This is a genomic window from Synechococcus sp. R5-15, from assembly GCF_047462035.1.
In the GTDB taxonomy this organism is placed as follows: Bacteria; Cyanobacteriota; Cyanobacteriia; order Thermostichales; family Thermostichaceae; genus Thermostichus.
Map to the genome: position 1 here is coordinate 1 of NZ_JANSIK010000199.1, position 22278 is coordinate 22278.

The 22278-nt window shown below is 58.6% G+C and carries 26 protein-coding genes; 15 read left to right on the plus strand and 11 right to left on the minus strand.

All coding sequences use genetic code 11. The features are described from left to right. Nucleotides 1-95 precede the first annotated feature (95 nt). Nucleotides 96-962, minus strand: a complete 867-nt coding sequence (locus NW839_RS13635) for a SpoIID/LytB domain-containing protein (RefSeq protein ID WP_414350144.1) — start codon at nucleotides 960-962, stop codon at nucleotides 96-98. Nucleotides 963-1092: 130 nt separating this feature from the next. Then, complete coding sequence (locus NW839_RS13640; RefSeq protein ID WP_414350143.1) at nucleotides 1093-2394, minus strand: MFS transporter; 1302 nt, start codon at nucleotides 2392-2394, stop codon at nucleotides 1093-1095. A gap of 231 nt (nucleotides 2395-2625) precedes the next feature. Between NW839_RS13640 and yidD the strand changes: the two genes are divergently transcribed. After that, nucleotides 2626-2895, plus strand: coding sequence for a membrane protein insertion efficiency factor YidD (gene yidD / locus NW839_RS13645; RefSeq protein ID WP_414344078.1), 270 nt, complete (start codon nucleotides 2626-2628; stop codon nucleotides 2893-2895). A 17-nt stretch (nucleotides 2896-2912) separates the two neighbouring features. On the opposite strand, the gene NW839_RS13650 is transcribed toward yidD, so the two are convergent. Beyond that, on the minus strand, nucleotides 2913-3296 hold the full coding sequence (locus NW839_RS13650) for a RidA family protein (RefSeq protein WP_414328848.1): 384 nt from the start codon (nucleotides 3294-3296) through the stop codon (nucleotides 2913-2915). Between the two features lie 183 nt (nucleotides 3297-3479). Here NW839_RS13650 and NW839_RS13655 point away from each other — a divergent pair, with 183 nt between their 5' ends. Continuing rightward, nucleotides 3480-3830 carry a phenylpyruvate tautomerase MIF-related protein gene (locus NW839_RS13655; RefSeq protein ID WP_011432208.1) on the plus strand — a complete coding sequence of 117 codons (351 nt, stop codon included), beginning with the start codon at nucleotides 3480-3482 and terminating at the stop codon, nucleotides 3828-3830. A gap of 80 nt (nucleotides 3831-3910) precedes the next feature. Then, nucleotides 3911-4657, plus strand: coding sequence for a TVP38/TMEM64 family protein (locus tag NW839_RS13660; protein ID WP_414350142.1), 747 nt, complete (start codon nucleotides 3911-3913; stop codon nucleotides 4655-4657). 212 nt (nucleotides 4658-4869) lie between these two features. Here the strand turns inward: NW839_RS13660 and gshA are convergent, their stop codons facing one another. Then, nucleotides 4870-6006: a glutamate--cysteine ligase gene (gshA, locus tag NW839_RS13665; RefSeq protein ID WP_414350141.1), complete on the minus strand. Its 1137-nt coding sequence runs from the start codon at nucleotides 6004-6006 to the stop codon at nucleotides 4870-4872. 328 nt (nucleotides 6007-6334) lie between these two features. Here gshA and NW839_RS13670 point away from each other — a divergent pair, with 328 nt between their 5' ends. The 5 genes from NW839_RS13670 to NW839_RS13690 all read left to right on the plus strand — a co-directional run bounded on the left by NW839_RS13670 (nucleotide 6335) and on the right by NW839_RS13690 (nucleotide 10728). Beyond that, nucleotides 6335-7636: a hypothetical protein gene (locus NW839_RS13670; protein WP_414350140.1), complete on the plus strand. Its 1302-nt coding sequence runs from the start codon at nucleotides 6335-6337 to the stop codon at nucleotides 7634-7636. A gap of 57 nt (nucleotides 7637-7693) precedes the next feature. Further along, the gene (locus tag NW839_RS13675; protein ID WP_011432204.1) at nucleotides 7694-8146 is read left to right on the plus strand and encodes a hypothetical protein; all 453 of its coding nucleotides are present in this window, start codon (nucleotides 7694-7696) and stop codon (nucleotides 8144-8146) included. 137 nt (nucleotides 8147-8283) lie between these two features. Further along, nucleotides 8284-9585 (plus strand): gamma-glutamyl phosphate reductase, encoded by a 1302-nt coding sequence (locus tag NW839_RS13680; RefSeq protein ID WP_414350139.1) that lies wholly within the window; start codon nucleotides 8284-8286, stop codon nucleotides 9583-9585. Between the two features lie 135 nt (nucleotides 9586-9720). Then, complete coding sequence (locus NW839_RS13685; RefSeq protein ID WP_011432202.1) at nucleotides 9721-10362, plus strand: hypothetical protein; 642 nt, start codon at nucleotides 9721-9723, stop codon at nucleotides 10360-10362. Nucleotides 10363-10365: 3 nt separating this feature from the next. Next, a complete protein-coding gene (locus NW839_RS13690; protein ID WP_414350138.1) occupies nucleotides 10366-10728 on the plus strand; it encodes a DUF3493 domain-containing protein in 363 nt (120 codons plus the stop codon). Between the two features lie 26 nt (nucleotides 10729-10754). Here NW839_RS13690 and NW839_RS13695 read toward each other — a convergent pair whose 3' ends face one another. Next, a complete protein-coding gene (locus NW839_RS13695) occupies nucleotides 10755-11147 on the minus strand; it encodes a hypothetical protein (protein ID WP_414350137.1) in 393 nt (130 codons plus the stop codon). 200 nt (nucleotides 11148-11347) lie between these two features. Between NW839_RS13695 and psaC the strand changes: the two genes are divergently transcribed. Next, nucleotides 11348-11596, plus strand: a complete 249-nt coding sequence (gene psaC / locus NW839_RS13700; protein ID WP_414350136.1) for a photosystem I iron-sulfur center protein PsaC — start codon at nucleotides 11348-11350, stop codon at nucleotides 11594-11596. A gap of 186 nt (nucleotides 11597-11782) precedes the next feature. Here the strand turns inward: psaC and nadD are convergent, their stop codons facing one another. Both nadD and ruvA read right to left on the minus strand, forming a co-directional pair. Then, the gene (gene nadD / locus NW839_RS13705) at nucleotides 11783-12391 is read right to left on the minus strand and encodes a nicotinate-nucleotide adenylyltransferase (protein ID WP_011432197.1); all 609 of its coding nucleotides are present in this window, start codon (nucleotides 12389-12391) and stop codon (nucleotides 11783-11785) included. Next, a complete protein-coding gene (gene ruvA / locus NW839_RS13710; protein ID WP_414332040.1) occupies nucleotides 12388-13002 on the minus strand; it encodes a Holliday junction branch migration protein RuvA in 615 nt (204 codons plus the stop codon). Before ruvA ends, nadD begins: the two co-directional genes overlap by 4 nt. 324 nt (nucleotides 13003-13326) lie before the next feature. On the opposite strand from ruvA, the gene NW839_RS13715 reads away from it, so the two are divergent. From NW839_RS13715 to lspA, 3 genes are all read left to right on the plus strand, one after another. Next, nucleotides 13327-13983, plus strand: coding sequence for an ABC transporter permease (locus NW839_RS13715; protein WP_414350135.1), 657 nt, complete (start codon nucleotides 13327-13329; stop codon nucleotides 13981-13983). Nucleotides 13984-14139: 156 nt separating this feature from the next. After that, entirely contained in the window at nucleotides 14140-14364 is a 225-nt protein-coding gene (locus tag NW839_RS13720) for a hypothetical protein (protein WP_148202686.1), read from the plus strand. Nucleotides 14365-14624: 260 nt separating this feature from the next. Continuing rightward, on the plus strand, nucleotides 14625-15149 hold the full coding sequence (gene lspA / locus NW839_RS13725; RefSeq protein WP_414350134.1) for a signal peptidase II: 525 nt from the start codon (nucleotides 14625-14627) through the stop codon (nucleotides 15147-15149). A gap of 89 nt (nucleotides 15150-15238) precedes the next feature. On the opposite strand, the gene NW839_RS13730 is transcribed toward lspA, so the two are convergent. Together NW839_RS13730 and cruF are read right to left on the minus strand one after the other, a co-directional pair. Beyond that, the gene (locus tag NW839_RS13730) at nucleotides 15239-16336 is read right to left on the minus strand and encodes a threonine aldolase family protein (RefSeq protein ID WP_414350133.1); all 1098 of its coding nucleotides are present in this window, start codon (nucleotides 16334-16336) and stop codon (nucleotides 15239-15241) included. Further along, a complete protein-coding gene (cruF, locus tag NW839_RS13735; protein ID WP_414350132.1) occupies nucleotides 16323-17393 on the minus strand; it encodes a gamma-carotene 1'-hydroxylase CruF in 1071 nt (356 codons plus the stop codon). The genes NW839_RS13730 and cruF overlap by 14 nt, the downstream gene beginning before the upstream one ends. Before the next feature lie 205 nt (nucleotides 17394-17598). On the opposite strand from cruF, the gene NW839_RS13740 reads away from it, so the two are divergent. After that, the gene (locus tag NW839_RS13740) at nucleotides 17599-18504 is read left to right on the plus strand and encodes a M23 family metallopeptidase (protein WP_414380722.1); all 906 of its coding nucleotides are present in this window, start codon (nucleotides 17599-17601) and stop codon (nucleotides 18502-18504) included. Between the two features lie 95 nt (nucleotides 18505-18599). On the opposite strand, the gene NW839_RS13745 is transcribed toward NW839_RS13740, so the two are convergent. Further along, complete coding sequence (locus NW839_RS13745; protein WP_414380724.1) at nucleotides 18600-19217, minus strand: hypothetical protein; 618 nt, start codon at nucleotides 19215-19217, stop codon at nucleotides 18600-18602. A gap of 305 nt (nucleotides 19218-19522) precedes the next feature. Next, nucleotides 19523-20071, minus strand: a complete 549-nt coding sequence (locus NW839_RS13750) for an NUDIX hydrolase (protein ID WP_011432186.1) — start codon at nucleotides 20069-20071, stop codon at nucleotides 19523-19525. Nucleotides 20072-20211: 140 nt separating this feature from the next. Between NW839_RS13750 and trpE the strand changes: the two genes are divergently transcribed. Both trpE and NW839_RS13760 read left to right on the plus strand, forming a co-directional pair. Then, on the plus strand, nucleotides 20212-21732 hold the full coding sequence (trpE, locus tag NW839_RS13755; RefSeq protein WP_414350129.1) for an anthranilate synthase component I: 1521 nt from the start codon (nucleotides 20212-20214) through the stop codon (nucleotides 21730-21732). A 3-nt stretch (nucleotides 21733-21735) separates the two neighbouring features. Continuing rightward, nucleotides 21736-22260, plus strand: coding sequence for a hypothetical protein (locus tag NW839_RS13760; protein ID WP_414350128.1), 525 nt, complete (start codon nucleotides 21736-21738; stop codon nucleotides 22258-22260). Nucleotides 22261-22278: the final 18 nt, after the last annotated feature.

Genomic DNA, 22278 nt, shown 5'->3' on the forward strand with positions numbered 1-22278 from the left:
ACAAACAGAATGCTATCGCTGCATAGTTGAACAGTGATGTTCAGCAATGTTCAGCGTAAATGTATCAGACAGAGCAAATCAGGGCACTGAAGGTCTCACTCTGGCAAACGAGCAAAGCTGACCCCTCGGTAGTAGTAGGCCAAAATTTGGCGGTAAGTCCAGCCTCGGCGGGCCAATTCTTGGGCGCCCCACTGGCTCATGCCAATGCCATGCCCAAACTTGGGATAGGGGCTGACATCCGGTAAGCTCATCAAATAAGGGATCCCACTCACCCCGACGGTTTGGCCGCCGCTGCTGGCGCTGTACATGGCATTGACAAACTGACCCCCATACACCATGACCACACCACGGGTGGCTTGTGTTGCTTCCAGGGCGGCTGCCGACCGCTGGGAAAGCCCTCGGTACACCTGGGAGCGAGTATCGCTAAACACATCAAACCAACCGCGGGAATTGCGATGGTAAAGAACGTAGCTGCGGGCTGCCACCGCTTGCGCCTTCAGGGCTTCTGGGAAGAACCGGGATCCCATTTCTGCATCCACCACACTGGCCACATAGTCTTCTAGATCCACGTAGTTGATGGCCATCACCATGTTGTAGCCAGTCAAGAGCACCTTGCCGGAGTACCAGCGGCCATTCACTGCCACCAGGCCACCCTCCTGAGGTTCGATGAACAGCACCGGGTCAACCACCCCATGCAGACGCACCCCTTGAGGGCTGGGCTGAGCCAAAAACCCTTGCATAGGGGGCAGATCTGCCAGCACCTCTCCCCGACCGTTGATCAGGTGGGCAGGGAGAGAAACTCCCACCACCAGAGGGGCAGTGGTATCGGCCAATTGCACTCGCACTGTCACCCCCCAGACAGACTCCACCCATCCCCAGAAGGCACTGACCACCAGGGATCCCATCAGGGCCAGCCAATGCCGCGCTTCCATAGCCCGTGCCCAGAGTTGCTTTTTGTACACCAACTCCAACTTAGGATAGGGCGAGTTTCCAGAAATGGGCCGGTTTGTCTGTAGAAACTGCAGAGGGCTTGAGTCTCAATTCAGGTGTGGATCAGGTGTGGAGCAGGGGGGATCTGATAGAGATATGAGACTATCTATGAACGGGATCCCGTCTCCGGGGGAGCGGGCTGACCCGGTGGCTCCAGGAGGTCGGGTTGCGGCTGTCCTCCAGACAACCCGAAAGGCTGTCCGGCCCCAGGCCCAAGGCAAAGCGCAGCGAGTCCCCCGGTCGCCCATTGGAGAAGAAGAGAAAAGAACCCAAGGAAGCCAAGGAAAGAAGAGCCGCATAGCCAAACATGGCTCGATAGCCGGATCCCGCTGCTAAGGTGCCCAAAAGGGGCCCCGCCAGGCCAATGCCCAAATCAAACCCGCACATCACCAAGCTAAACAGGCGACCCCGCTCCGCCGGCTCCGAGCGATCGGCCACGAGGGCAGAGATGAGAGGGATCAAAGTCCCAAAACCGCAGCCTACCGCGACCCCAGCAGCCAGAAAAGCGCCGGTGCTGTTGGCAACAATCAGGATCCCCATTGCCAAGGCATAGGTGGCCAAGCTGAGGGAGATAAATGGCCCCCGCCCATAGCGATCGGAAGCGCGACCGGTGAGCAGGCGCACTCCAAAGCTGGCAAAGGCCACTGCCGTATAAAAAAGACCTGGATTCAGGGGAGCTCCGGCTTCTTGGATTAACAAGGCCACAAAGGTGGTCTGGGTGCCGAAGGCCAACCCCACCAAAAACATCACCCAAGCGAGGGAGCGCACCTTCGGGCTGCCCAGAAAGCTCCAGAAGGCCCCATCCATCGGCAGGGATCCCCAATGCCCACGTCGTTGTTCTCGAACCGATTGGGTGCAGAGAAAGCCCACCAACCCCAGCAGAGCAGAGAAGAGAAACGAAGGGCCATAGCCGGCAAACTCCTGCAAAAAGCCGCCCAAAGCAGGGCCAATGGCTGCGCCGATCGGATTGACCAAACTCATGTAGCCCAGGATCTCACCCCGTTTTTCTTCTGGGGCAAAATCCACCACCAAAGTCACATAGGCCGTGGCAAAAGCGGCGATGCTAACCCCATGAAAGGCTCGCACCAGCGCTACCCATGGGATCCAATCGGAGAGCCAGTATCCTATGGGGGCCATCCCCACCACCCCCATGCCGATAAGCAGCACGATCTGCCGGCTGTGGCCATCCGCCAGGCGACCCAACGCAGGGCGAAAGGCCAGCAACCCAATCGAAAAGGCCCCCATTACCCAGCCCACTTGCTGGCTGGTGCCACCGGCATCTCTGACGTAGAGAGGCAACGTGGGCAGCAGCGAGGATAAACTGGCCCAAAAGAGCAGCCCAGCCACAAACAAAATGCCCAAGTTGCGCCGCTGTGCCGGCTGCAGCTGCCCGAATACCCTCACGCCAACTCCTTATGCAAAATGGAACTCAAAGCGTTCTCCCAGAACCGCGCCCTAGGATAAGCCCACCTTCGCCGGATCCCTCAGCCCGAAATATTTAGGTGCTAACCTTTCTGATTGTAACCGTATGGTCTGGGGCTGGGAACCGGCCCTGCTCGCCTTTGCAGGCGCCTCCAGTCTGGGATAACAGCTAACCTCAAGTTACCTAGAGATGCGCTTTTTGGACTCCGACCCATGCCTGAACGATCGGATCCCCTCACTCGCAGCTTGATTGCCCTGATCCGGGGTTACCAGGTGGGTATTTCTCCTTGGCTGCCGCCTGCTTGTCGCTACTACCCCACCTGCTCCCAGTACACCTTGGAAGCGGTGCGGCGCTACGGTGCCCTACGTGGGGGTTGGCTGGGGCTCCGTCGCCTCTGTCGCTGTCATCCCTGGCACCCAGGGGGCTACGATCCAGTTCCCGATTTGCCGGGATCCGCGCCGACCCAGAAACCATTCCGCTAGCCGGACTCAGGAGACATTTAGGTCGATTGTGGGTAGCAGGCCACAACCTCGATTTCTACTCGGGCATTGAGGGGCAGGCGGGCCACCTGTACGCAAGAGCGAGCCGGAGCCGGATCGGTGGCAAAAAACTCTCGATAAACCTCGTTCATGGCCGCAAAATCCTCCATATCGGCCAGGAAAACCGTTGTCTTCACCACCTGGGAGAGAGTGGTGCCCCCCGCTTCCAGCACTGCCTGCACGTTCAGCAACGCCTGCCGAGTTTGAGAAACAATGTCCTCCCCCACCAGTTTGCCGGTTTTGGGATCCAGGCCCACCTGTCCGGCGGTGAACAGAAACGGCCCCAGAGCAGTAACGCCCTGGCTGTAAGGGCCGACAGGAGCGGGGGCAGCCTCAGTTTGCACAGCACAAGGGCCTGGCCCGATTTGGCCCTGCTGGTGGCCGATCTCTGGCTTGGCCGGCTTCGTCTGCTCCATAGAGGTTTGCCCAACTCTGTCGCTACGCTACCACAGGTGGATTGCCGAAGAGCGGGGCTGAGAATGCCAAGATGAATTTCAAGATGAATTTGTTGATAGGGAGAGGGATCCATGCCTTTGATCAAGCTGCAAACGTCTGTGCAACCAGAAATCGCCGCAGTAGAGGAACTGCTTAAGGTGCTGTCTGCTGCTCTATCGGAACAGTTGGGCAAGTCGGAAGCCTACGTGATGACCGCCTTTGAGGGTGGGATCCCGATGACCTTTGCTGGCAGTGGGGATCCCTGTTGTTACCTAGAAATCAAGAGTATCGGGCAATTTTCCGCCCAACAAACCCGAGCCATGAGCGAGTTTTTTTGCGGCACCATCGAGGCCCGATTGGGGATCCCCAAGAAGAGGATTTACATTGAGTTCAGCGATGCCAAAGGCTATCTTTGGGGATGGAACGGCACGACTTTCGGGTAAAGATACTTCCCCCACTCCAAGAGCTGTCTACTCTGGCTTGCCCTAGCTCGCCTCACAAGAACTTTGTAGGAGTTTAGCCAATGGAAGAGCTACCTCAACTCAACACAAATCCCCAAAAGCAGCGGATTTTGCTTAAGCTTGCTACCGGCTTGGGCTTGGCCATTTTTATCTTTTGGGCAGCCCATCGATTGGGATTTTTTGGAGTTATTCAAGACTGGCTCGCCGAAGCTCTGGCTTGGATTGAAAGCTTGGGGTTGCTGGGGCCAATCCTCTTCATTGCCATTTACATTGTAGCGACGGTGCTGCTTCTACCAGCCTCGGTGCTGACCTTGGGGGCAGGGGCCGTGTTCGGGTTGCTGGCCGGAACTGTGTACGTGCTGATCGGGGCAACCATTGGAGCCAACTTGGCTTTTTTAATCGGGCGCTACTTGGCGCGGGAACAGGTGGTGAAATGGATTGAGGGAAACGCCAAGTTTGCGGCCATCGATCGAGCGTTGGGACGTGAGGGATGGAAAATAGTCGGCCTGATTCGGCTGTCGCCTGCGTTTCCCTTCAATGTGCTCAACTACGCCCTGGGGCTGACCCAAATTTCTTTTCTGGATAACTTGCTGGGCACCGCTGGAATCGTGCCGGGCACTTTTATGTATGTGTACATCGGCTCGTTGGCGGGATCCCTGGCCGACATGGAAGGCGCGGAGTTGGATCCTCAGGCTCAAACCGCCCAATGGGTCGTTCGCCTCGTGGGGCTCATCGCCACCATAGCCGCTACCGTCTACGTCACTCGCATTGCCCGCAAAGCCCTACAAGAAGCGGTGGAGCCTGCCTAGGGAATTGCATTTTAAACAAGAATGAAATCTGTTGCATTGCTTCCCAACTCCTCTCTCTCTGGGAGAAGGACTGGAGGTGGTCGCGGAAGCGGCGCGGAGCGTTTGGGCAGCAGTAGGAGTGTCTCAATCCAGTTTGAAATGACTATAAGTTGGCTCGGCGAGCTAGTGTGTAGAAAGCACCGGGTTGAGAACGCTCACCGTTGGGCAGAGGCTTAGCCGACAGCTTGACAGAGGGTTTCCTGCCTCTCTCGGTCTTGTTCGGCCAGCTCCTGGATGGCCTTTTGGTACACCTGGGCAGGTGTGGATCCCTGGTTGACTTGCTTCAGCCAGCGTTGGGCCTCATTGCCCTGGTGGAGCAGAGTTTGCAAGGGAGCTAGAAAACAGCCCAAGCCTTGAGGTTGGCCAATACGCCAAGCTTCGGTCAGCAGCTCTTCGATCCACTCTTGGGCCGCCCGTTCCCGGCCTGTCCGCCAATCGACCAAATGAGATTGCAGCGATTCTCGAGCAGCAGCCTGCTCGTTGGCTTCGCAAAGGCTCTCCAGCTCTGTTGGGGTAAAGGGCCCCCGCAAGGGATCCAGCGCTTCCGGCTGGGCCAGCAACTGCCAGAGACGGGCTTCCACCAAGGCGGTAATCGCCAGAACCATTACCGGATCCCCCACCAGATCGCAAATGCGCAGCTCCACGCGGTTGAGGTGGTAGGGCCGCTCCGGGCCGTTGGGTCGCACCGAGGCCCACAGGTGGCGCACATTCTGCATTGTGCCCAAGGCTAGCTGCTCCTGGATCCAGGCAATGTAGTGGGCGTGATCCCGGAAGAAGGGCACCTGAGCCGGCGTTTTGGGGAACACCTGCCAACGGCTGGAGTGGGATCCCGTCACCCGTCCGTCCAGAAAAGGAGAGGAAGCGCTCAGAGCTAGGTAGAGAGATGCTTCCGCTCGCAGCAGGCGACAGGCCCGGAAGATGGCCTCGGTACCTGGCAGGCCAACATTGATGTGAATGCTAGCAGTTACCACCCGCGTGCCATAGGTGCGCTCGATGTAGTCGTGGTAGGGGTTGCCGGGATCCGACCGCTCGAAGTGGTCGCTGCCGCCCAAAGCTAGCGTGCTCCCTGGCAGAAGGGTGTAAGGGCCAAGACGGCGCAAAAATTGCCGCAACTGTAGGCGAGGCCGCAACAAGGCACAGAGCAGGTCTTCGTAGCGGCGGAGAGGGGGGGTGATGTACTCCACATTGCGCCGATCCGGCTCCCGCACAAACCCCGGCAAAGCTTGGCAAATGCGATCCGATAGACCCACCACTTCCCCGGCGGCGGTGCCGGTGTACATTTCCACCTCAAAGCCCTTGGTCAACAGCACAGGCCAGCCTCCAGCCGCAGCCTCACCAGTCTAACCTTTCCTTTCTCCCCTCATTGTCCTAGGTTTTGGCAGGGAATTGGCCGGTGGTGGGGAAGTTTCTCGACCTGTTCTAGAGCCGTTTTATAATATTTACACTCTCACTCTTAGAGGGTGTCAATTGAACCAAGCGGTATCTCAAAAGTCCTAGACTTTGGCAAGGAATCCACAGGGCCTTAGGGTGGAGATCAAAAAGGAACCACGACCTCTGGCAGGTGAACCTTGCCGATGATTACCAAGATGATTACCAAGAAGAAATCGAAGTGACATCTCCGTCTTTAAAGATTCAGCGATGAGCTTTCCTCTCAGTCATCTGTTGCAGCGAGGTCGGCAGCATCTTGCCCCTTTTTTAGGGCAAATCTTGTTGCCCAGCTTGGCCTTGACGGTGCTGCAGATCTTCATGATCCCGTTCTGGAGTGAGGAGAGCGACTATGCTTCTGCCTTCACAGCCCTGAGTCAGCGGGATAGCTATTGGTATCTCAGCATTGTGCGGCGGGGGTACCAGTTTGTGGGTTTCGACAAGATTGCCTACGAGCAGAGCAACGTAGCTTTTTTCCCCGGCTATCCCCTGGCAGTGGCCGCAATCAGTCACCTTGTGGGAGTTGACCCTGAACTGGGGCTCTACCTCACCGCCCAGCTCTTTTGCTGGCTGATGTGGGTTTACCTTTTCCTGCTTTACCGCAGGTGGCAAATTCCCCCCCTCTGGCAAATTTTGGCCAGTTTGCTCATCTTCTTTTATCCCACCAGCTTTTACCTGGTCGTGGGCTACAGCGAATCTTTGTTTATGGCCAGCCTACTGGGTTTTCTCTACTGGTCAATTCACGGGGGCCGTCCCCTGCTGATGCTCCTGGCTGGGATCCACGGCTTGGTGATGAGTGCTACTCGGATTGTCGGCTTGCCGGTGGCGCTGCTCCCTTTTTTGAATCTCCTGAAAGCGGGGGAGAGAACCCAAGCCCGCCGTTGGTTTTGGACGAGTATGGCAGCGAGCTTGGCTCTGTTGGGTGGCCTGGGCTTTTTTCTCTACTGTCAGCTCCGCTTCGGACGCTGGGATCTCTACCTGGAAATGCAGCGTTACTTTACCGGCGTGAAAGCCAATTATCAAGCTATTTTCCAAGCTCGCACATATGTCCTTTCCGCCGAACGCTGGCAAAGCTTACTCTCTCTTTCTGCACCGATGAAAGACCCTGGGCTGTGGGCTGACGCTCTTAGCCAACTGTTTGTGTCTGCCACCCTGGGATCCCTGCTTGTTACAGGTTTAATGGATGCGGCAGGAGTTATGGCAGGTAGAAGCCAGTGTTGGCGGGAGCGGCTGGGATTTCATCTGGCTGCTTGGGCCATGTTTTACATTGCCCTGACGGGTACGAGCCCCTTGGGCCAGCGAAGCATGAGCCGCTATTGTCTGCCGGTTCACATCCTGCAGGTGTTGGCGTTGGTACATTGGGCCAAACACACCGATTTCAGCTTCATCCCCCAAAGGGTGCTTGGCTATCTTGGCACTATCCTGAAGCTGGGCTACGGGCTTCTAGCTTTGATCTTCCTCGCCCTCAACCAAATCCTCACCTGGCGCTACGTCCACCATCTCTGGGTGGCTTGACTCCGCTTTCCTGAAGATAGGATGTGAGGGATCCCAACTTCTCACCGGCTGAGAGCTGTGGCCTTCTCTTCTCCCCGCAAGTCTCCCCGTCAAAACTCAGCCCCGCGTGTCGCTCAGACCCTTGAGCCCGCCAAAATTTACCCCTGCCCGTGCTGCCATCAAGGTCAGTTGCGCCTGATCACCCTAACCGAAGCCTTTGGGTGTAGCCGTTGCCAGCATATTTTTGCCATTACCCCCGACCGCCTGTACATCGAGCAACTGGCCGTTTCTTATCCCTATCGCAAAATGTGGTTCTGGAACGGCTACCAATGGGTGTTGCGGCGGGAAAACACCCTACAGGGATCCGCGCTCTTGGGCCTCACCCTCAGCTTGGGCATTGTCTTGGCGGTTGGGTTCATCGGCGCAGTGCTCTTCCCAAACCAAACCCAGTTGCTCAGTTGGTTCATGATTCTCGGCTTGTTGCTAACGCTGCTGATGGTAACGGCGATCCTGCTGCTGCGGCGGCCCTGAGGTGAGTGAGATTTTCTCCAGCGACTGGTCTCCAGAATTGGCAGCCCCAGCACTTGTGGATCCAACCATTTCTTGTTAGCAGTGGTCTGGAGAACGCAGCGGGTCTGTCTCTAATGGGCTAGGCGGGAGAAGTTCAAGTGACAGATTTCGGTTCAGACTTTGACTTAGGTACCACTCTGCGACAGGTACGCCGCTTACTACCGCAGATGCAGCGGTTGAGCAGCCAAACCAAGCGCCAGGCCCTGCTGGCTCTCTCGCGGTGTTTGTTGGAGCGCTCCGATCTGCTCCTGGAAGCCAATACCCTCGACCTGGAAAGTTGCCGCGAGCAAACCGTACCGGAGTGGATCCTCAACGGCCTGAAGCTCACCCCCGAGCGTCTACAGCGATCCGCCCAGTTGCTGACTCTCCTGGCCCAGCAGCCGGATCCCATTGGCAAGCTGGAGAAAGGGCACCGCCAGGAGAATGGCCTGTTTATTGGCCGCTACCGCGTCCCGTTGGGGTTGATTGCTCTGGTCTACGAAATCTACCCCGAGTTTGCCTTAAATGGCATTGGCATGTGCCTAAAAACAGGAAATGGCGTGATTTTGGCCAGCAGCGGTCCCATCCAGAAAACCCACCAGGCCATGGTCAACCTCTTGGCAGAGACGGCTTACGAGCACGGGATCCCGGAAGGAGCCATTCAAACCTTGCCCGCCCAAGACCGAACCGCAGATCCCCAAGTAGATTCCCCACTATTGCCGTTGTTACAGCAAACCCGCTACCTAGACCTGGTGATTCCCTGCGGTCGCCCCGGCTGGGTGGAGTTCCTGTTGCAGGCCAGCAAAGTGCCGACTCTGGCTACCCATTTGGGCTACGGCCACATCTATCTGGATCGCACCGCCCCTTGGCCTTTGGTCAAGTCGGTTTTGTTGGATCCCCTCGCCCAGTATGGCTCAGAAGGGATCCCCATCTATCAGCCTCTCACCCTTTGGCTGCTGATCCACACCGATTGGGCCGCCAACCATCTGACCGCCTTGGTGGAGGACTTGCTGGGTCACGGGATCGATATCCAGGCAGCCGCCTCCATTCTGGAACAGTTCCCGCAGCTCCAGCCGCTTGGGCAAGGCTTTGACTCGACGGAACGACCTCATCTGCGCCTGCAGCCCATTGCCGACCTGACGGAGGCGATCGCCTGGATTAACAAAAATGGTTGCCGTCAATCGGAGACGATCCTCACCGATAGCCAATCGGCGGCCCAGCGCTTTCTCCAGGAAGTAGATGCCGCCCTGATCCACATCAACACTTCCCCCCTCTCGGCAGGCCGGGGAGCTGGGATCCCCACGTTGGGAGCGTTTCGCGACCTGTCTTTGGGCATTTCTACCCAGCGGCTGCACGTGCGCGGGCCCATCGACGTGGAAGCCCTGACAACGGTGAAGGTGGTGGCTCAGGGCGATCTGTAGAGCCGGGCAGCAACCCAACTGATGCGCCAAGGTTGGCCGGTCTGCCCAAGATCCAAGAGCTGGGATGAGGCTGGAGAATGAGAATGTAGATCGCCATCAGCTCAACATCCAACTGAGCCCAAAGGGAGGACTTTTTTGGGGATCGACCTTCGCAGTTACGTGTTTTTGGATCGGCTGCAACCCCAGTATGCTGCTTATCTGGGCACAGTAGCCTACGGCTTTTTGCCCCTGCCTGGGGACACTTCTTTGTGGGTCGAGATTTCCCCCGGCATCGAGATCAACCGCGTTATGGATATTGCCCTGAAGGCCACCTCGGTGAGGCCGGGGCTGCAGGTGGTGGAACGCCTCTACGGCCTTCTGGAAGTACACTCCAGCAACCAAGGGGATACCCGCACCGCCGGACGGGCGATTCTGGCTGCCTTAGGGGTGAGTGAACAGGAGCGCCTCAAGCCCCGCATCATCTCCAGCCAGATCATCCGCAACATCGATCCCCACCAAACCCAGTTGATTAACCGTTCCCGCCGTGGCCAAATGCTCCTGGCTGGCCAAACCCTCTACATCCTGGAGGTGCAACCGGCAGGCTATGCCCCCCTGGCTGCCAACGAGGCAGAAAAATCTGCCCAGATCAACATCCTAGAAGTGATGCCTTTCGGTAGCTTTGGCCGCGTGTACTTGGGAGGGGAAGAGCGAGATATTCTGGCCGCCTGCCGCGCTGCCGAAGCCGTTTTGGCGGGGGTTTCCGGTCGGGAGCCCCTCTTGTTGCCTGAGGAGGTGTAGCCAATGGCAGACTCCGATCCCAAGCCAAGATCGCCCCTGTCGCAACGCCGGAATCCCTCTTCAGCAGAGCAGGTGAGGCTGTTGACGGAGCTGGCCGCTCCCTACCGCAGCTTGCGGCGCTTCATCTACTTGGCGGTGGGGTTCTCGGCTACCATCGGGGCGTTTGTGTTTTTCTTTCGAGCCCTGGCGGGACGGGACTTGAACACCACCTTGCCCAGCTTGGCCTTGCAGTTGGGGATCCTGGCCGGCGCCATCGGCCTGAACAGGCTGGAAAACCGCTCTCACCAGAAGGTGATCAGACAGGTCAAACAACGCTTGGGCATGCAGCAAGACTCCCAGGAGCCCCAACGGTCGGCGGACAGTTAGCCCGCCCATTCCCCGCAGCCCCTTTCTCAATCCAGATCAAAGTCATCATCATCCGCGTCAGCACTGCGCAGATAGCGGCGCTGAGTTTGGCGAGCGGGATCCCCTTGTGACCACTTTTGGACAATTTGGACACCCAGAAAGGTCAGAAAGGCCCCCAAAGCCACAAACGTGAGAAGTGGGATCGCCAGGATCACCACTGCGCCCAGGACATAGATAGCCACCCTGGGCAGAGACGGATCCACCCCCCAGCGGCGGCTGCGCACCCAATCGGTGAGCTGCTGATCCCAGCGGCGTAGGCGAGGGACGTTTTCCTCGAAGATCTCCAGCAAAATCGGCCCCAGACGACGCAGATTGCCCTGAGTTTGCCTTCGCCAATCTTGCACCGAGCGCCCCATGTTCGGGATCCCTTGTCCTGTCATCTTCAGGCCGATCCTAGCCCAACCCCAGCAACCTTCCCATTGGCCCACCGGATGTAAATTTGTTTGAACATTTGGATCGGAGATTTTGGAGGCTTCCCAGGACTACTGTACACTGAGGGCACTGGCGCAGCGATGTTGCTGCCCTGCGGATTCGGTAAACCTTTTTTTAACTTTTCAACCTGCTCGACTGGAGAACGCTAATGGCTCACTCGGTCAAGATCTACGACACCTGCATCGGCTGCACTCAGTGTGTGCGGGCTTGTCCCACCGACGTGTTGGAGATGGTGCCCTGGAAGGGAAAAAACAAAGCTGGGATGATCGCTGCCGCTCCCCGCACCGAAGACTGCGTTGGCTGCAAACGCTGTGAAACCGCTTGTCCCACCGATTTTCTGAGCATCCGGGTCTACCTTGGCCCCGAAACCACCCGCAGCATGGGCTTAGCCTACTGATGGGGGCACCTGGCCGCAACCCCACTCTCAACTGCCCACAGAGCACAAGTATTCCAGAGTACCAGAAAAGCAGTTTACTTCCCAACCCAGTTCCAGCCTTTCCCTCTTCCGGGGAGAGGCTGTGGCGTATGGCAGGTCTTAAGCTGTTTGGTGACTCTAGAGGGGGGATCCGCCCCCTTTTTTCCTTTAGGGCTGCAGATAGAGGCGGTGCTGCCGGATGTAGTGCTCCACGGCAGGGGGCACCAGGTAGCGGATAGACCCTCCCTTTTGGATTTGCTGTCGCAGGTAGGTGGAAGAGAGCGTCAGGGTAGGGGCTTCCAGGATTTGGGCTTGGATGGGCAGCTTTGCGGCCACCGCCTGCAGCACCTGGGCGGCATCGCCGGCATCCACCCGTGGGGCAACAATCCAATGGCAGAGGCGGGCCAGTTCTTCCGCTTGATACCACTGGGGCAGGTCCCGCAGAGCATCCACGCCGATGATCCAGTACCACTGGGTATTGGGTTGCTCCTGGATGAGGGTGCGCAGTGTCTCGATGGTGTAGGAGCGCCCCGAACGGCGGATCTCCAGCTCTGAGCAGGCGAAGCGCTCGTGGTCGGCAATGGCCAGCTTGACCATCGCCAAGCGGTCGGCTTTGCTGGCGCCAGGGGCCAGAGGCTTGTGGGGGGGATCCCCGGCGGGCATCCACAGCACCTGATCCAGGTCAAACTGCCAAAGAGCTTGTTCTGCCATGATCAAGTGGCCATGGTGCACAGGGTTGAAGGTTCCGCCCAGAATGGCAATGCGGCGGTGCTTCATGGCTGCTGGCTCAGGTAGGTGATGGCATCCCGCAGCCAATCTTCTGTTGGGCGGCGGTGGGTGGGCAGAGCTTGCAGGGCAGCTTGAATTTCCTGAGCACTGTAGCCCAGGGCCAGCAAGGCCATTTCCACCTCTTCTCGGATGGGCATGGGCGGCCCTCCGGCCAAGGGTTGATCCGCAACTCCCACCCCCTGTCGCCAGTGGGCCAGCTTGGTTTTCAGCTCCAGGGCCAGCCGTTGGGCCGTTTTATGGCCTACCCCCGGCGTGAGGGAGAGCAGGCGCACGTTTTCGGTCACCACCGCCTGCACCAGCTCCGGCAGGCTGAAGGTATTCAGCAGGGCCAAGCCCAAAGCCGGCCCCACCCCCGAGACTTTGATGAGTTCCACAAACAAGTCCCGCTCGGCTGGCGAGCCAAACCCGTACAACACCAGCTCAGTCTCTCGCACCACCAAATGGGTGAACACCCGGACGGGCTCCCCCACTGCAGGCAGTTGCTTGAGAAAACGTCCTGGGGCCTTGACGCGATAGCCGATCCCCTGCACCTCAACGGTGAGGCTGCTGCGCTCTCCCCATTCGATGGCCACAAGGTGGCCGCTTAAAAACGCGATCATGCTGCGAGTTTAATCTGGGTTTGGGATGCTCTGCTCGACTGGAGCTCCAAAGTCGGCCAAGCAATCTAAAGTCCTTGCCAAAGGCTGCTTCCCTACAAGGCTATTTCACAGACCATTTCTCTACCTGTAGACTGTTCCCCATCCAGCTCTGTATTCTCCCTCATCCATGCCGATTCGCCCTTTTCCCATCGGCCAATGGCTTTGGCTCCTGTTCTCGCTGGGGGTGCTGCTCTTTCTCCATCTTCCTCTGCTGGTGATCGTCCTTTACGCCTTTAGCCCCGATGAGGCGACTTTGCGCTTCCCTTTGCCGGGGCTGACCTGGCATTGGTTTGCCGTGGCCTGGGGGCGGGCAGATGGCGGGCAGATATTTGGCGGGCCTTGTTTTTGTCTTTGCGGGTGGCTGTGCTGGCTACCGGAGTGGCGGTGGTGCTGGGATCCCTGGCGGCAGCGGCTGTCTATCGTAGCCAATTTTTTGGCCGCGAGACGATCTCGTTTTTGGTGTTGCTGCCCATCGCCTTGCCGGGCATTGTCTCCGGGATCGCCTTGCGCTCGGCGATCCATTTGCTGCATATCCCTTTCAGCTTTTGGACAATTGTTATCGGCCATGCCACCTTTTGCCTGGTGGTGGTGTACAACAACGTGCTGGCCCGGTTTCGCCGCATGGGACGCTCTCAACTGGAGGCTTCTGCCGACTTGGGGGCCAATCCTCTGCAAACCTTTCGGTACATCCTTCTGCCCGAACTGGCCTCGGCCCTATTGGCGGGATCCCTGCTGGCGTTTGCCCTGTCTTTCGATGAGATTATCGTCACCACCTTCACCGCCGGCCAGCAGCAAACCTTGCCGATTTGGGTGTTTAGCCAGCTCACCAAGCCTCGGCAGCGTCCGGTGATCAGCGTGGTGGCCCTGGGGGTGATCGGCCTGACGGTGCTCCCCATTTGGCTGACCCATCATTGGACTCAAGAGAAAACCTCAACTCGCTGATGGCTCTTTCCAACCTCAGGCAAGGTTTGCGGCTTAGAAGGATCCCCAAGCATTGGCCGGAGTCGCTGTAACAGCAAGGAAACGCTGGCCCTGGTTGATCGCAGAGCCCTTGTGAGAAAATGTAACAAGCATTTCATTTCTGAAATTGAGGTATCTATGGCTGTCACTCGTGCCGGACGCGCCCCTCTCGTGCGGGGCAGCAGCGAGGGAAATCCTGCCAAGTTCATGGAAATGGCCAGCGCTTTGCTCAACACCCGCACCCGCCAAGGCAGCGGCAAAAAGGTTCAGGATCGCTCTTCCTACGGCAAGGCGGGCAATCCGCAAGAGTTTATGCAGATGGCCAGTGAATTGCGCCGCTCCCTGGAGCAGCAGGGTCGGTAGCCAATCCTGTCCACCCCCAGGGGATCCCCGTCCAGTTGCCTAAGCTGGACGGTTTTCTTGCTGCTCCTCTCAAGCCAGAGGCGGCCAATCGCTTCTGAGGCCACTCACCGGTGTTGGATCCCGTTACAGGCCCAACTTCGAGTCCAGAGCTCCGCCCTTGAGCTTCTGTGCAATGAGCCGGCAGAAGAGCAGCATGTCAGGATGGGAAAAGTGCTCATCGGGGCGCTCTTGCCGGTGGACGTGATTGAGGCCAAGACGACATGAAAAACAAAGGCTTTTGGCTGGCCGGGATCCTGGGGGTAATCTTGGATCAGGCGACCAAGCACTGGGCAGTGGAACGGCTGCTGCCGGGGCCAGAGATTGAGCTGTGGCCAGGGGTGTTTCACCTCACCTACGTGGAGAATACCGGCGCTGCTTGGAGCCTGTTTGAAGATTCGGCAGAGCTCTTGAAGTGGATCTCGCTGGGGGTGGCGCTGGCGTTGGCGCTGCTGGCCATTCGCGGCGGGATCCTGGGCCGATGGGAACAGGCCGGCTATGGCTTGGTGTGGGCAGGAGCCGTGGGGAACGGCATCGACCGCTTCGTCAACGGCTATGTCGTGGACTTTTTCAATTTGATCTGGATTCGCTTTCCGGTATTCAACGTGGCGGATGTGGCCATCAACCTCGGGGTGGCCTGCCTGCTGATCGGTTTGCTACGGGACAACTCGAAGAAAACGGGATCGACTTCCGCCTCGCCCTGCCTGGAGAAAAAGCCCGGTCGCGACAGCACCCACTTTAAGGATTGACGAGCCGATGAACAGCCTTCAGGGATCCCTTGGGATGCTCAGGCCTTTGGCCAGGGGGATCCCCGGTCAGCTGCAAGGACTCCGTCCGCCTATTGCAAACGGCTGGCTTGCTGAGCCACCTGGCAGAAGCGCTCGACATCCGCGGGCAAAGTGTTAAAAGCCGTCACCAGGCGGATTAAGTGGTGACCTTCCCCCAGCCAGCGGTAAAACCGAAACCCCGCTCCCTCTAGGGCCTGGAGAACCGGCTCCGGCAGCTCGATAAAAACCTCATTGGCCTCGGTGGGATATACCAACTTGGCTCCCGGCAGGGATCCCAGTCCCTGCGCCAACCGTTGGGCCATCGCGTTGGCATGGCGAGCATTGCGCAGCCACACCCCATCCTGGAGATAGGCCTGCAATTGGGCAGACAAAAAGCGCATCTTCGAGAGCAGATGGCCACTGCGCTTGCGACGAAACTCAAAATCGCCCACCTGATTTGGATGAAAAAACACCACCGCTTCCGCAGCCCAGGCTCCATTTTTGGTGGCCCCAAAGGACAGCACATCCACCCCCGCTTTCCAGGTCATCTCGGCAGGGGTGCAACCCAAACCGACCAAGGCGTTGGCAAAGCGGGCCCCATCCATATGCACCTTAAGGCCAAAGTGATGGGCCAAATCCGCCAGGGATCCAAGCTGCTCCAAGGAGTAGAGGGTGCCGGCCTCGGTGGCTTGCGTCAGGCTGAGGCAGGCAGGTTGTACGTGATGAACCACCCCAAACCCCGCCCGCTCCAGGGCCGTTTTTAAGTTGCCCCAGTCAATACGGCCTTGTTCCCCTGGGATCCCCACCAACTTGGCCCCACCTGTAAACAGCTCTGGCGCTCCACATTCGTCCAGATTGATGTGGGCCTCGGGATGGCAATAAATCGCCCCGTAGGGCGGGGTGAGCACCGAAAGGGCCAGGGCATTGGCAGCAGATCCTGTTGCCACCGGAAACACTGCCACTTCATGCTCGAAGATCTCGGCAAACAGCCTTTGCACCTGCGCTGTGCATTCGTCCCCTCCATAGGGCATGGCGGATCCCTTGAGGGCCAACAGGGCTTCCATCACCTCAGGACAGGCGCCTGTAACATTGTCGCTGCAGAAGTTCATGGCCTGGACAACTGGGGGATCTCGCCGAGGAAAGGTTAGGGCCAGTTTATTTCGCGCCAACCCAACCGGGATCCTCCAAAGTATCCCAGGCTTGACCTGCCTCTCCCTCAACCGTTTGCAATAGCGGGACAGAGTCCTTTTGGGGATGGGAAGGCGGCTCAGGCTGGTCGCGATAGCGGGACGGAGTCCTTTCGCAATAGCGGGATGGGGTCTTTGCACTCCACCACAACCCCAAAGCGGGCCCCAACCCCAACAACAGGCCCAGCCCCGCCGGCGCAACAATGCCGGAGCCCAGGCTCATCAACAGGGCAAAAGCAAAATTAGCTACATAGAGCACCAGCGGCCCCACCAACTGGCGGCGGTCAAGGATGGGTTGATCCTCGCCCCACAGCAGATTGGCCACCGTCATGAAGGCAGCCCCGGTCAGCATCCAACCACCGAAGTTTTGCAGCGGCATACCGAAGAAGGGCCCCGGCTGAAACCACGTCCAAAACGGGATCAAGCCGCGGGTCATGGCCGGATCCAGCACGAAGTCCCAGGCGGTGAGCAGCAACGCCCCCAACATGATGGCCTCGAAGTGGATCAACCAGTGGCGCTGGGTTCGCAGAGCCACACGCGCCAACAAATAGGACGACAACCCCACATAAAACCAAGACAGAGGGATGGTAAAAGGCACCAACCCGGCAATCTTGTAGCCCAGCCCACTCAGGTAGCCGTAGTTGCCAAAGGGGATCCCAGTGCTGGTACCCAACAGCTCACTGCCCAAGGAAATGCCCACCGCCGGGATCAAAAACATCAACAGGCGCCGCATCCCCAACAGCCGGGATCCCATCAGAGCTGCTGCCAGCGCACCGAACACCATGTAGGCCACGCCGCCATTGCCCATGCTCAAGGAGAAAGCTTGAATGCCAATGGGGGGCAAACTGGCCACCCACTCAGGATGGGGTACAACCCAGAGCAACCCTGCCAACCCAAAAAGCAAAGACAGAATGTGCAAACCCAGAGCTAAGGCCTCCAGCCGCTGCCAAATCGAGCCAGACAGGGGCAGAACACTTCGCCCAACAGAAGACTGGAAAGGCAGGCTGACGAGAACACCAGAGGACGAGAACCAACGCATGAGAAACTCCCGAAGAGTGGTTAAGCGAAGCCGCTCTGTCTCCTTGCAACCCATACGGCGGCTGAGGGAAAAAGCGGATGGCCCCAAGAGAGAGCCTAAAGCCAAGAACAAGCCCGCTTGTTTGCAGGCCGGCCTACTTGGAATGGCCCTCTGGACGGAGATGTCACCACCGCTAACGGTGACACTGCTGATATTTTGCTGTCTATTGTATCAATTCGTAAACATATCGCCCGTTTTTCCTCAGGTCTCCTCCCCGTCTTCGCCGCAGGGATCCCGGGTGGGGGTGTACGCCCAGTTGGCTCGTACTGTGGAGCGCCAGGACTGGCTTCAGGCCCTGCAGCTGGTGGATCTGTTGCAGCAGCACACGGAAGATCCCGCCCAGCGTCAGGATCTGGAAGACTATCGGCTGGAGCTGGAAAAATATCGTTCTGCTTATGGGGATCCGCCGCCGCCCCAGTGGCCGTTTTTGCACAAGCCCTTCGTTGGGGAATTTCCTGTCACCAACCTCTTCGACCATGACTTGCCTTTGGGGGAGAGGGATGGCAACAGACGGTTTGTGAGTGGGCAAGGCCAAGTTTGGATCCCTGGCCCGCTGCACCCCTGTGGCAAAAGCGATGGCCATGCCGGTTATGACTGGGAGATGCCGGTGGGCACCCCGATCCTGGCCGCTGCCGCCGGTCGGGTCACCCTGGCCCGTGAGGAGCCGGAGTTTTTTTGCCCCGGCTTGGGCCGACCGGTCAGGGGGTTGCGGGTGCGCCTTTTGCACGAGCCAGAACTCTCGGAGGGGGAGAGAACAGACGGGAGAGCACTTCCCCGCTGGGAGACCCTCTACGCCCACCTCAGTCAAATCGGGGTGCAGGAGGGGCAAGTGGTGGCCGCAGGAGCAGTCATCGGCCTATCGGGAGACAGCGGCTGTGCCAGCGGGCCCCATCTCCATTTCGAGGTGCGTCGCTTCGACAACACCAACTCCGGCCAACCAGCTGCCGTCGATCCCTACGGGTGGTTTGGGTCTGGCCTGGATCCCTGGAGCATTCATCCCCTTGGGGCCGAAAGCCTGTTCCTTTGGGAGGTGGGACAAGCCCCCAGCTTGGGAGCTTGCTGGCAAGGGTAGCGATAGCCATGACGGACATCCGCTCTGGGCGAGACCTCGCTGACAAAGATGGATATTGACAGGCAGATTCACAACAGTCACAACAGATGATGGACTTATAGATCTCGACGGACAAAGCCATCTCCCTCCCATTGGTAGAGGGTAGCCCTCAAATCACGGCTGGCACCGGGCGGGCTTGAGATGACCAGGATCCCTTGCGGGCTGACCCGCAGGCTGGCATTGCTCAGATCCGTCACGCTCAGCAGCGGCACAAGTCCCTCAGGCCGGTGTTCCAAGACCAAGACAGAGCGCAGCAGGCTGATGCCCCCTCGCTCGGTAAGGAGCACCAACTTGGGCTGTGGGCTGGAGGTAATGTCCGTGCGCAGGTGAGCCTCCACCAACCGTCCTGGGATCGGCTCAGCTGTGTGGAGTAGACGAAAGCTATACCCCCCCTGGTGCTCGAAGCTGAGAACGCGCACCACCGGCTCCACGGTGGGCTGCCGCTGAATCTGAAACACGGCCACCACATCCTGGCGAGATGGGGAAGTTAGGCTGGCCGGGAACAGGCGCAGGTTTTCACCGCGATTGCCGCGAATAAAATCCCACCAAATGGATTGATTGAATAAAGCCACAACCCCACCTCGAGCAGTGCCGCCCTCAGAAGGAACCGGCAGCAGCGGAAGCACGGGCTGGGGATAGGCAGGAACAGCAGCAACCGGTAGAGTGGCAGCCAAGGCCGCTCCCCAGGCTATTCGACCAAAGGAACACAACAGCTTCCGCATATTTCCTCACTCCTCGCCCCTAAAATTCTAAAGGACTCCAAGGTTCTCCCAGTCAACCAAACAGCCGGGATACAGGGATCCCTTTTATGTCGAACGCAACCTCGATCTCACCTTGATCTCGCCTGGCAATGGGCTACCAAGTTAGGGTGAAAAGCCTGGAGCTTCCTCTGTAGCCAACAAAGTCGGCTTGGAACGACGCCCCGCCAATTTGAAAGGGATCCCCCAGGAGCAAGGGGCAGCCCCCCCGACGGAGGGCTCTATTTTTCGGCAGCCAAAAACAATTGGGCCCGCCAAAAGCAGGCAATGGACTTGCTGTCCAAATCCATTCCCAAACGGGCCATTTCTGTAAGCTCAGAAGCAGAAAACTCCACTACGGTAATATCTTCATCCTCATCCTTATCGGGAGGGGAATCCAGCACTTCCAGCTCCCGCGCCAAATAGGCATACATAATCTCGCTGGAATAGCCGGGGCACAAATAAAATTGGCCAAGGGGATCCCAGCGATGGGCACGCAGGCCCGTTTCTTCTTCCAGCTCGCGGCGAATGGTGTCATCGGGATGCTCCCCTGGCTCGACCGTGCCTGCCGGAAATTCATAAAGGTAGGAGGCAACCGCAAAGCGATATTGACGAATGCAGACGAACTTGCCTGCTGCAGTGACGGGCACTGCCACCACCCCGCCAGGATGGATGAGGTACTCCCGCTCCCCCTCTTTGCCGTTGGGAAAACGCAAACGCTGGCTGACGAAGGTGTATTTGTGGCCTTGATAGCGCAGGCGCTCACGAATCACCTGAGATGGGTTTTGCATGGCAAGGGATCCCGAGAGTAGAGCCGCTCTCAGCTTAATGGTTTCCGGCGCTGTTGCAACCGGGCAATCCAGAGGGATCCACACGCCCTTGGGATCCCGTGTCTGGGGTAGAGTCAGGAAAAGCACAAAAGTTGCAGGCCATGATTTACCCTCCCTTGAAGGAGTTTCTTGCCCTCACCAAGCAGGGCAACTTTATCCCGGTGTACCAGGAATGGGTGGCGGATTTGGAAACGCCGGTTTCTGCCTGGTATCGGGTTTGTGCCGGCCAGCCCTACAACTTTCTCCTGGAGTCGGTGGAGGGGGGGGAACAGGTGGCCCGCTACAGCTTCTTGGGCTGCGATCCCCTGTGGGTTTTGGAAATACGCGGGGATCAGGCGCTACAGCGATACCGCGATGGCCGACAGGAGCACCACCAAGGGGATCCCTTTGCCATCTTGGCCCGCTGCTTGCAGCCCTATGAGCCGGTGCATTTGCCGGAATTGCCCAGCAGCATCGGCGGCCTGTTTGGCTACTGGGGCTACGAGCTGATTCGCTGGATTGAGCCCAAGGTGCCCATCCACCCCCTGCAGCCGGGGGATCCCCCTGATGCCGTTTTGATGCAGGTGGACAGCATCCTGCTCTTTGACCAGGTGAAGCGCAAGATCTGGGTGGTGGCCTTCGCCGATACCCGTCACCACGCTGCCGAGGAAGCCTATGCCCAAGCCTGCCGGCGGGTGGAAAAGCTGATGCAGCAGCTCAGCGCTCCTCTTTCCCTGGCCCATCTGCACCTCAACTGGAAGCCCCACCTGTCGGAAAGGACTCCGTCCCGCTGGCGCGAACAAATCCCCCCCAGCACCCTGAGCCGCCCAGCCTACTGCCAAGCCGTGGAACAGGCTAAGGACTACATCCGCGCCGGAGATATCTTCCAGGTAGTGCTCTCGCAGCGGTTTACCATCTCCTTTGCGGGGGATCCCTTTCGCCTCTACCGCTCGTTGCGGCTGATTAACCCTTCCCCTTATATGGCGTTTTTGCAGTTTGGGAATCTCTGCCTCATCGGCTCCAGCCCAGAGGTGATGGTCAAACTCAGCCGGGTGGGAGAAGACCGCATCGCCACCGTGCGCCCCATTGCCGGCACCCGCCCCCGCGGCACCACCCCTCTGGAAGACCGGCAGCTGGAGCAAGAGCTGTTGGCAGATCCCAAAGAACGGGCCGAACATGTGATGCTGGTGGATCTGGCCCGCAATGACCTGGGACGGGTCTGCCAACTGGGATCTGTGCAGGTGGACGACCTGATGCAGATCGAGCGCTACAGCCATGTGATGCACATCGTCAGCAACGTGGTGGGGCGGCTGGATCCCCAGTACAGCGCCTGGGATCTGCTGCGGGCCACCTTCCCTGCCGGCACTGTTACCGGCGCCCCCAAAATCCGCGCCATGCAGATTATTCATGAGCTGGAAGGATGCCGCCGCGGGCCCTATGCCGGCGCCTATGGCTACTACGACTTTTCTGGCCAACTGAACACCGCCATCACCATCCGCACTCTGCTGGTTCATCAGGGCCAGGTGAGCTTGCAGGCCGGGGCAGGTATTGTGGCCGACTCGGATCCGGAGCGGGAATACCAAGAATGTCTGAACAAAGCGCGGGGCATGTTAATGGCTGTGGCCAGTTTGCAGGAGACCTAGCCGATGTTGGCCCAGTTGCGCTTCAGCCCTGCGGTTCGCGTCAGCGGGACGGAGTCCTTACAGGAGCTCCAGCAGCCGGATCCAGAGACCGTAGAGCAGGCTTTTGAAATGTTTTCCACAGAGGGCTATCTGGTGTTGCCGGAGATCTTTCCCCCCGAGCTCATCGACAAGTTGCACAGCAGCTTTCTGGCCACCTACAGCCACTACTGCACCCACGAAAACCACGCCGATGCCCTGTTAGTGGGCAATAGACGGGTGATGGTAACGGTTCGCCTGGAGGGCCCCTTCAACGATCCCCTCATCTATGCCCATCCTCTGATCTTGCCCATCCTGAAGCGGATTTTGGGGCCGGAGTTGATCTTGAGCGGGCTGGGGGCGGTGGTCTCTCTGCCGGGATCCGCCGATCAACAAGTTCACCGGGATCTGTCTCATCTGTTTGGCGACGAGGCCTTGGATGCGATCATTCCTTGCTATGCCGTAAACTACCCGACTCCGACCGCTAAGCGGTACGGAGCGGGCTTTCAGTAGCCCTGAGCCTGCTCTGCT

What these genes read in the sequence shown, in the direction of transcription:
- yidD (WP_414344078.1), top strand. Translation starts at nt 2,626, where the DNA reads ATGCCTGAACGATCGGATCCCCTCACTCGCAGCTTGATTGCCCTGATC.
- NW839_RS13655 (WP_011432208.1), top strand. Translation starts at nt 3,480, where the DNA reads ATGCCTTTGATCAAGCTGCAAACGTCTGTGCAACCAGAAATCGCCGCA.
- NW839_RS13660 (WP_414350142.1), top strand. Translation starts at nt 3,911, where the DNA reads ATGGAAGAGCTACCTCAACTCAACACAAATCCCCAAAAGCAGCGGATT.
- NW839_RS13670 (WP_414350140.1), top strand. Translation starts at nt 6,335, where the DNA reads ATGAGCTTTCCTCTCAGTCATCTGTTGCAGCGAGGTCGGCAGCATCTT.
- NW839_RS13690 (WP_414350138.1), top strand. Translation starts at nt 10,366, where the DNA reads ATGGCAGACTCCGATCCCAAGCCAAGATCGCCCCTGTCGCAACGCCGG.
- NW839_RS13695 (WP_414350137.1), bottom strand. Translation starts at nt 11,147, where the DNA reads ATGACAGGACAAGGGATCCCGAACATGGGGCGCTCGGTGCAAGATTGG.
- psaC (WP_414350136.1), top strand. Translation starts at nt 11,348, where the DNA reads ATGGCTCACTCGGTCAAGATCTACGACACCTGCATCGGCTGCACTCAG.
- nadD (WP_011432197.1), bottom strand. Translation starts at nt 12,391, where the DNA reads ATGAAGCACCGCCGCATTGCCATTCTGGGCGGAACCTTCAACCCTGTG.
- ruvA (WP_414332040.1), bottom strand. Translation starts at nt 13,002, where the DNA reads ATGATCGCGTTTTTAAGCGGCCACCTTGTGGCCATCGAATGGGGAGAG.
- NW839_RS13720 (WP_148202686.1), top strand. Translation starts at nt 14,140, where the DNA reads ATGGCTGTCACTCGTGCCGGACGCGCCCCTCTCGTGCGGGGCAGCAGC.
- lspA (WP_414350134.1), top strand. Translation starts at nt 14,625, where the DNA reads ATGAAAAACAAAGGCTTTTGGCTGGCCGGGATCCTGGGGGTAATCTTG.
- cruF (WP_414350132.1), bottom strand. Translation starts at nt 17,393, where the DNA reads ATGCGTTGGTTCTCGTCCTCTGGTGTTCTCGTCAGCCTGCCTTTCCAG.
- NW839_RS13750 (WP_011432186.1), bottom strand. Translation starts at nt 20,071, where the DNA reads ATGCAAAACCCATCTCAGGTGATTCGTGAGCGCCTGCGCTATCAAGGC.
- trpE (WP_414350129.1), top strand. Translation starts at nt 20,212, where the DNA reads ATGATTTACCCTCCCTTGAAGGAGTTTCTTGCCCTCACCAAGCAGGGC.
- NW839_RS13760 (WP_414350128.1), top strand. Translation starts at nt 21,736, where the DNA reads ATGTTGGCCCAGTTGCGCTTCAGCCCTGCGGTTCGCGTCAGCGGGACG.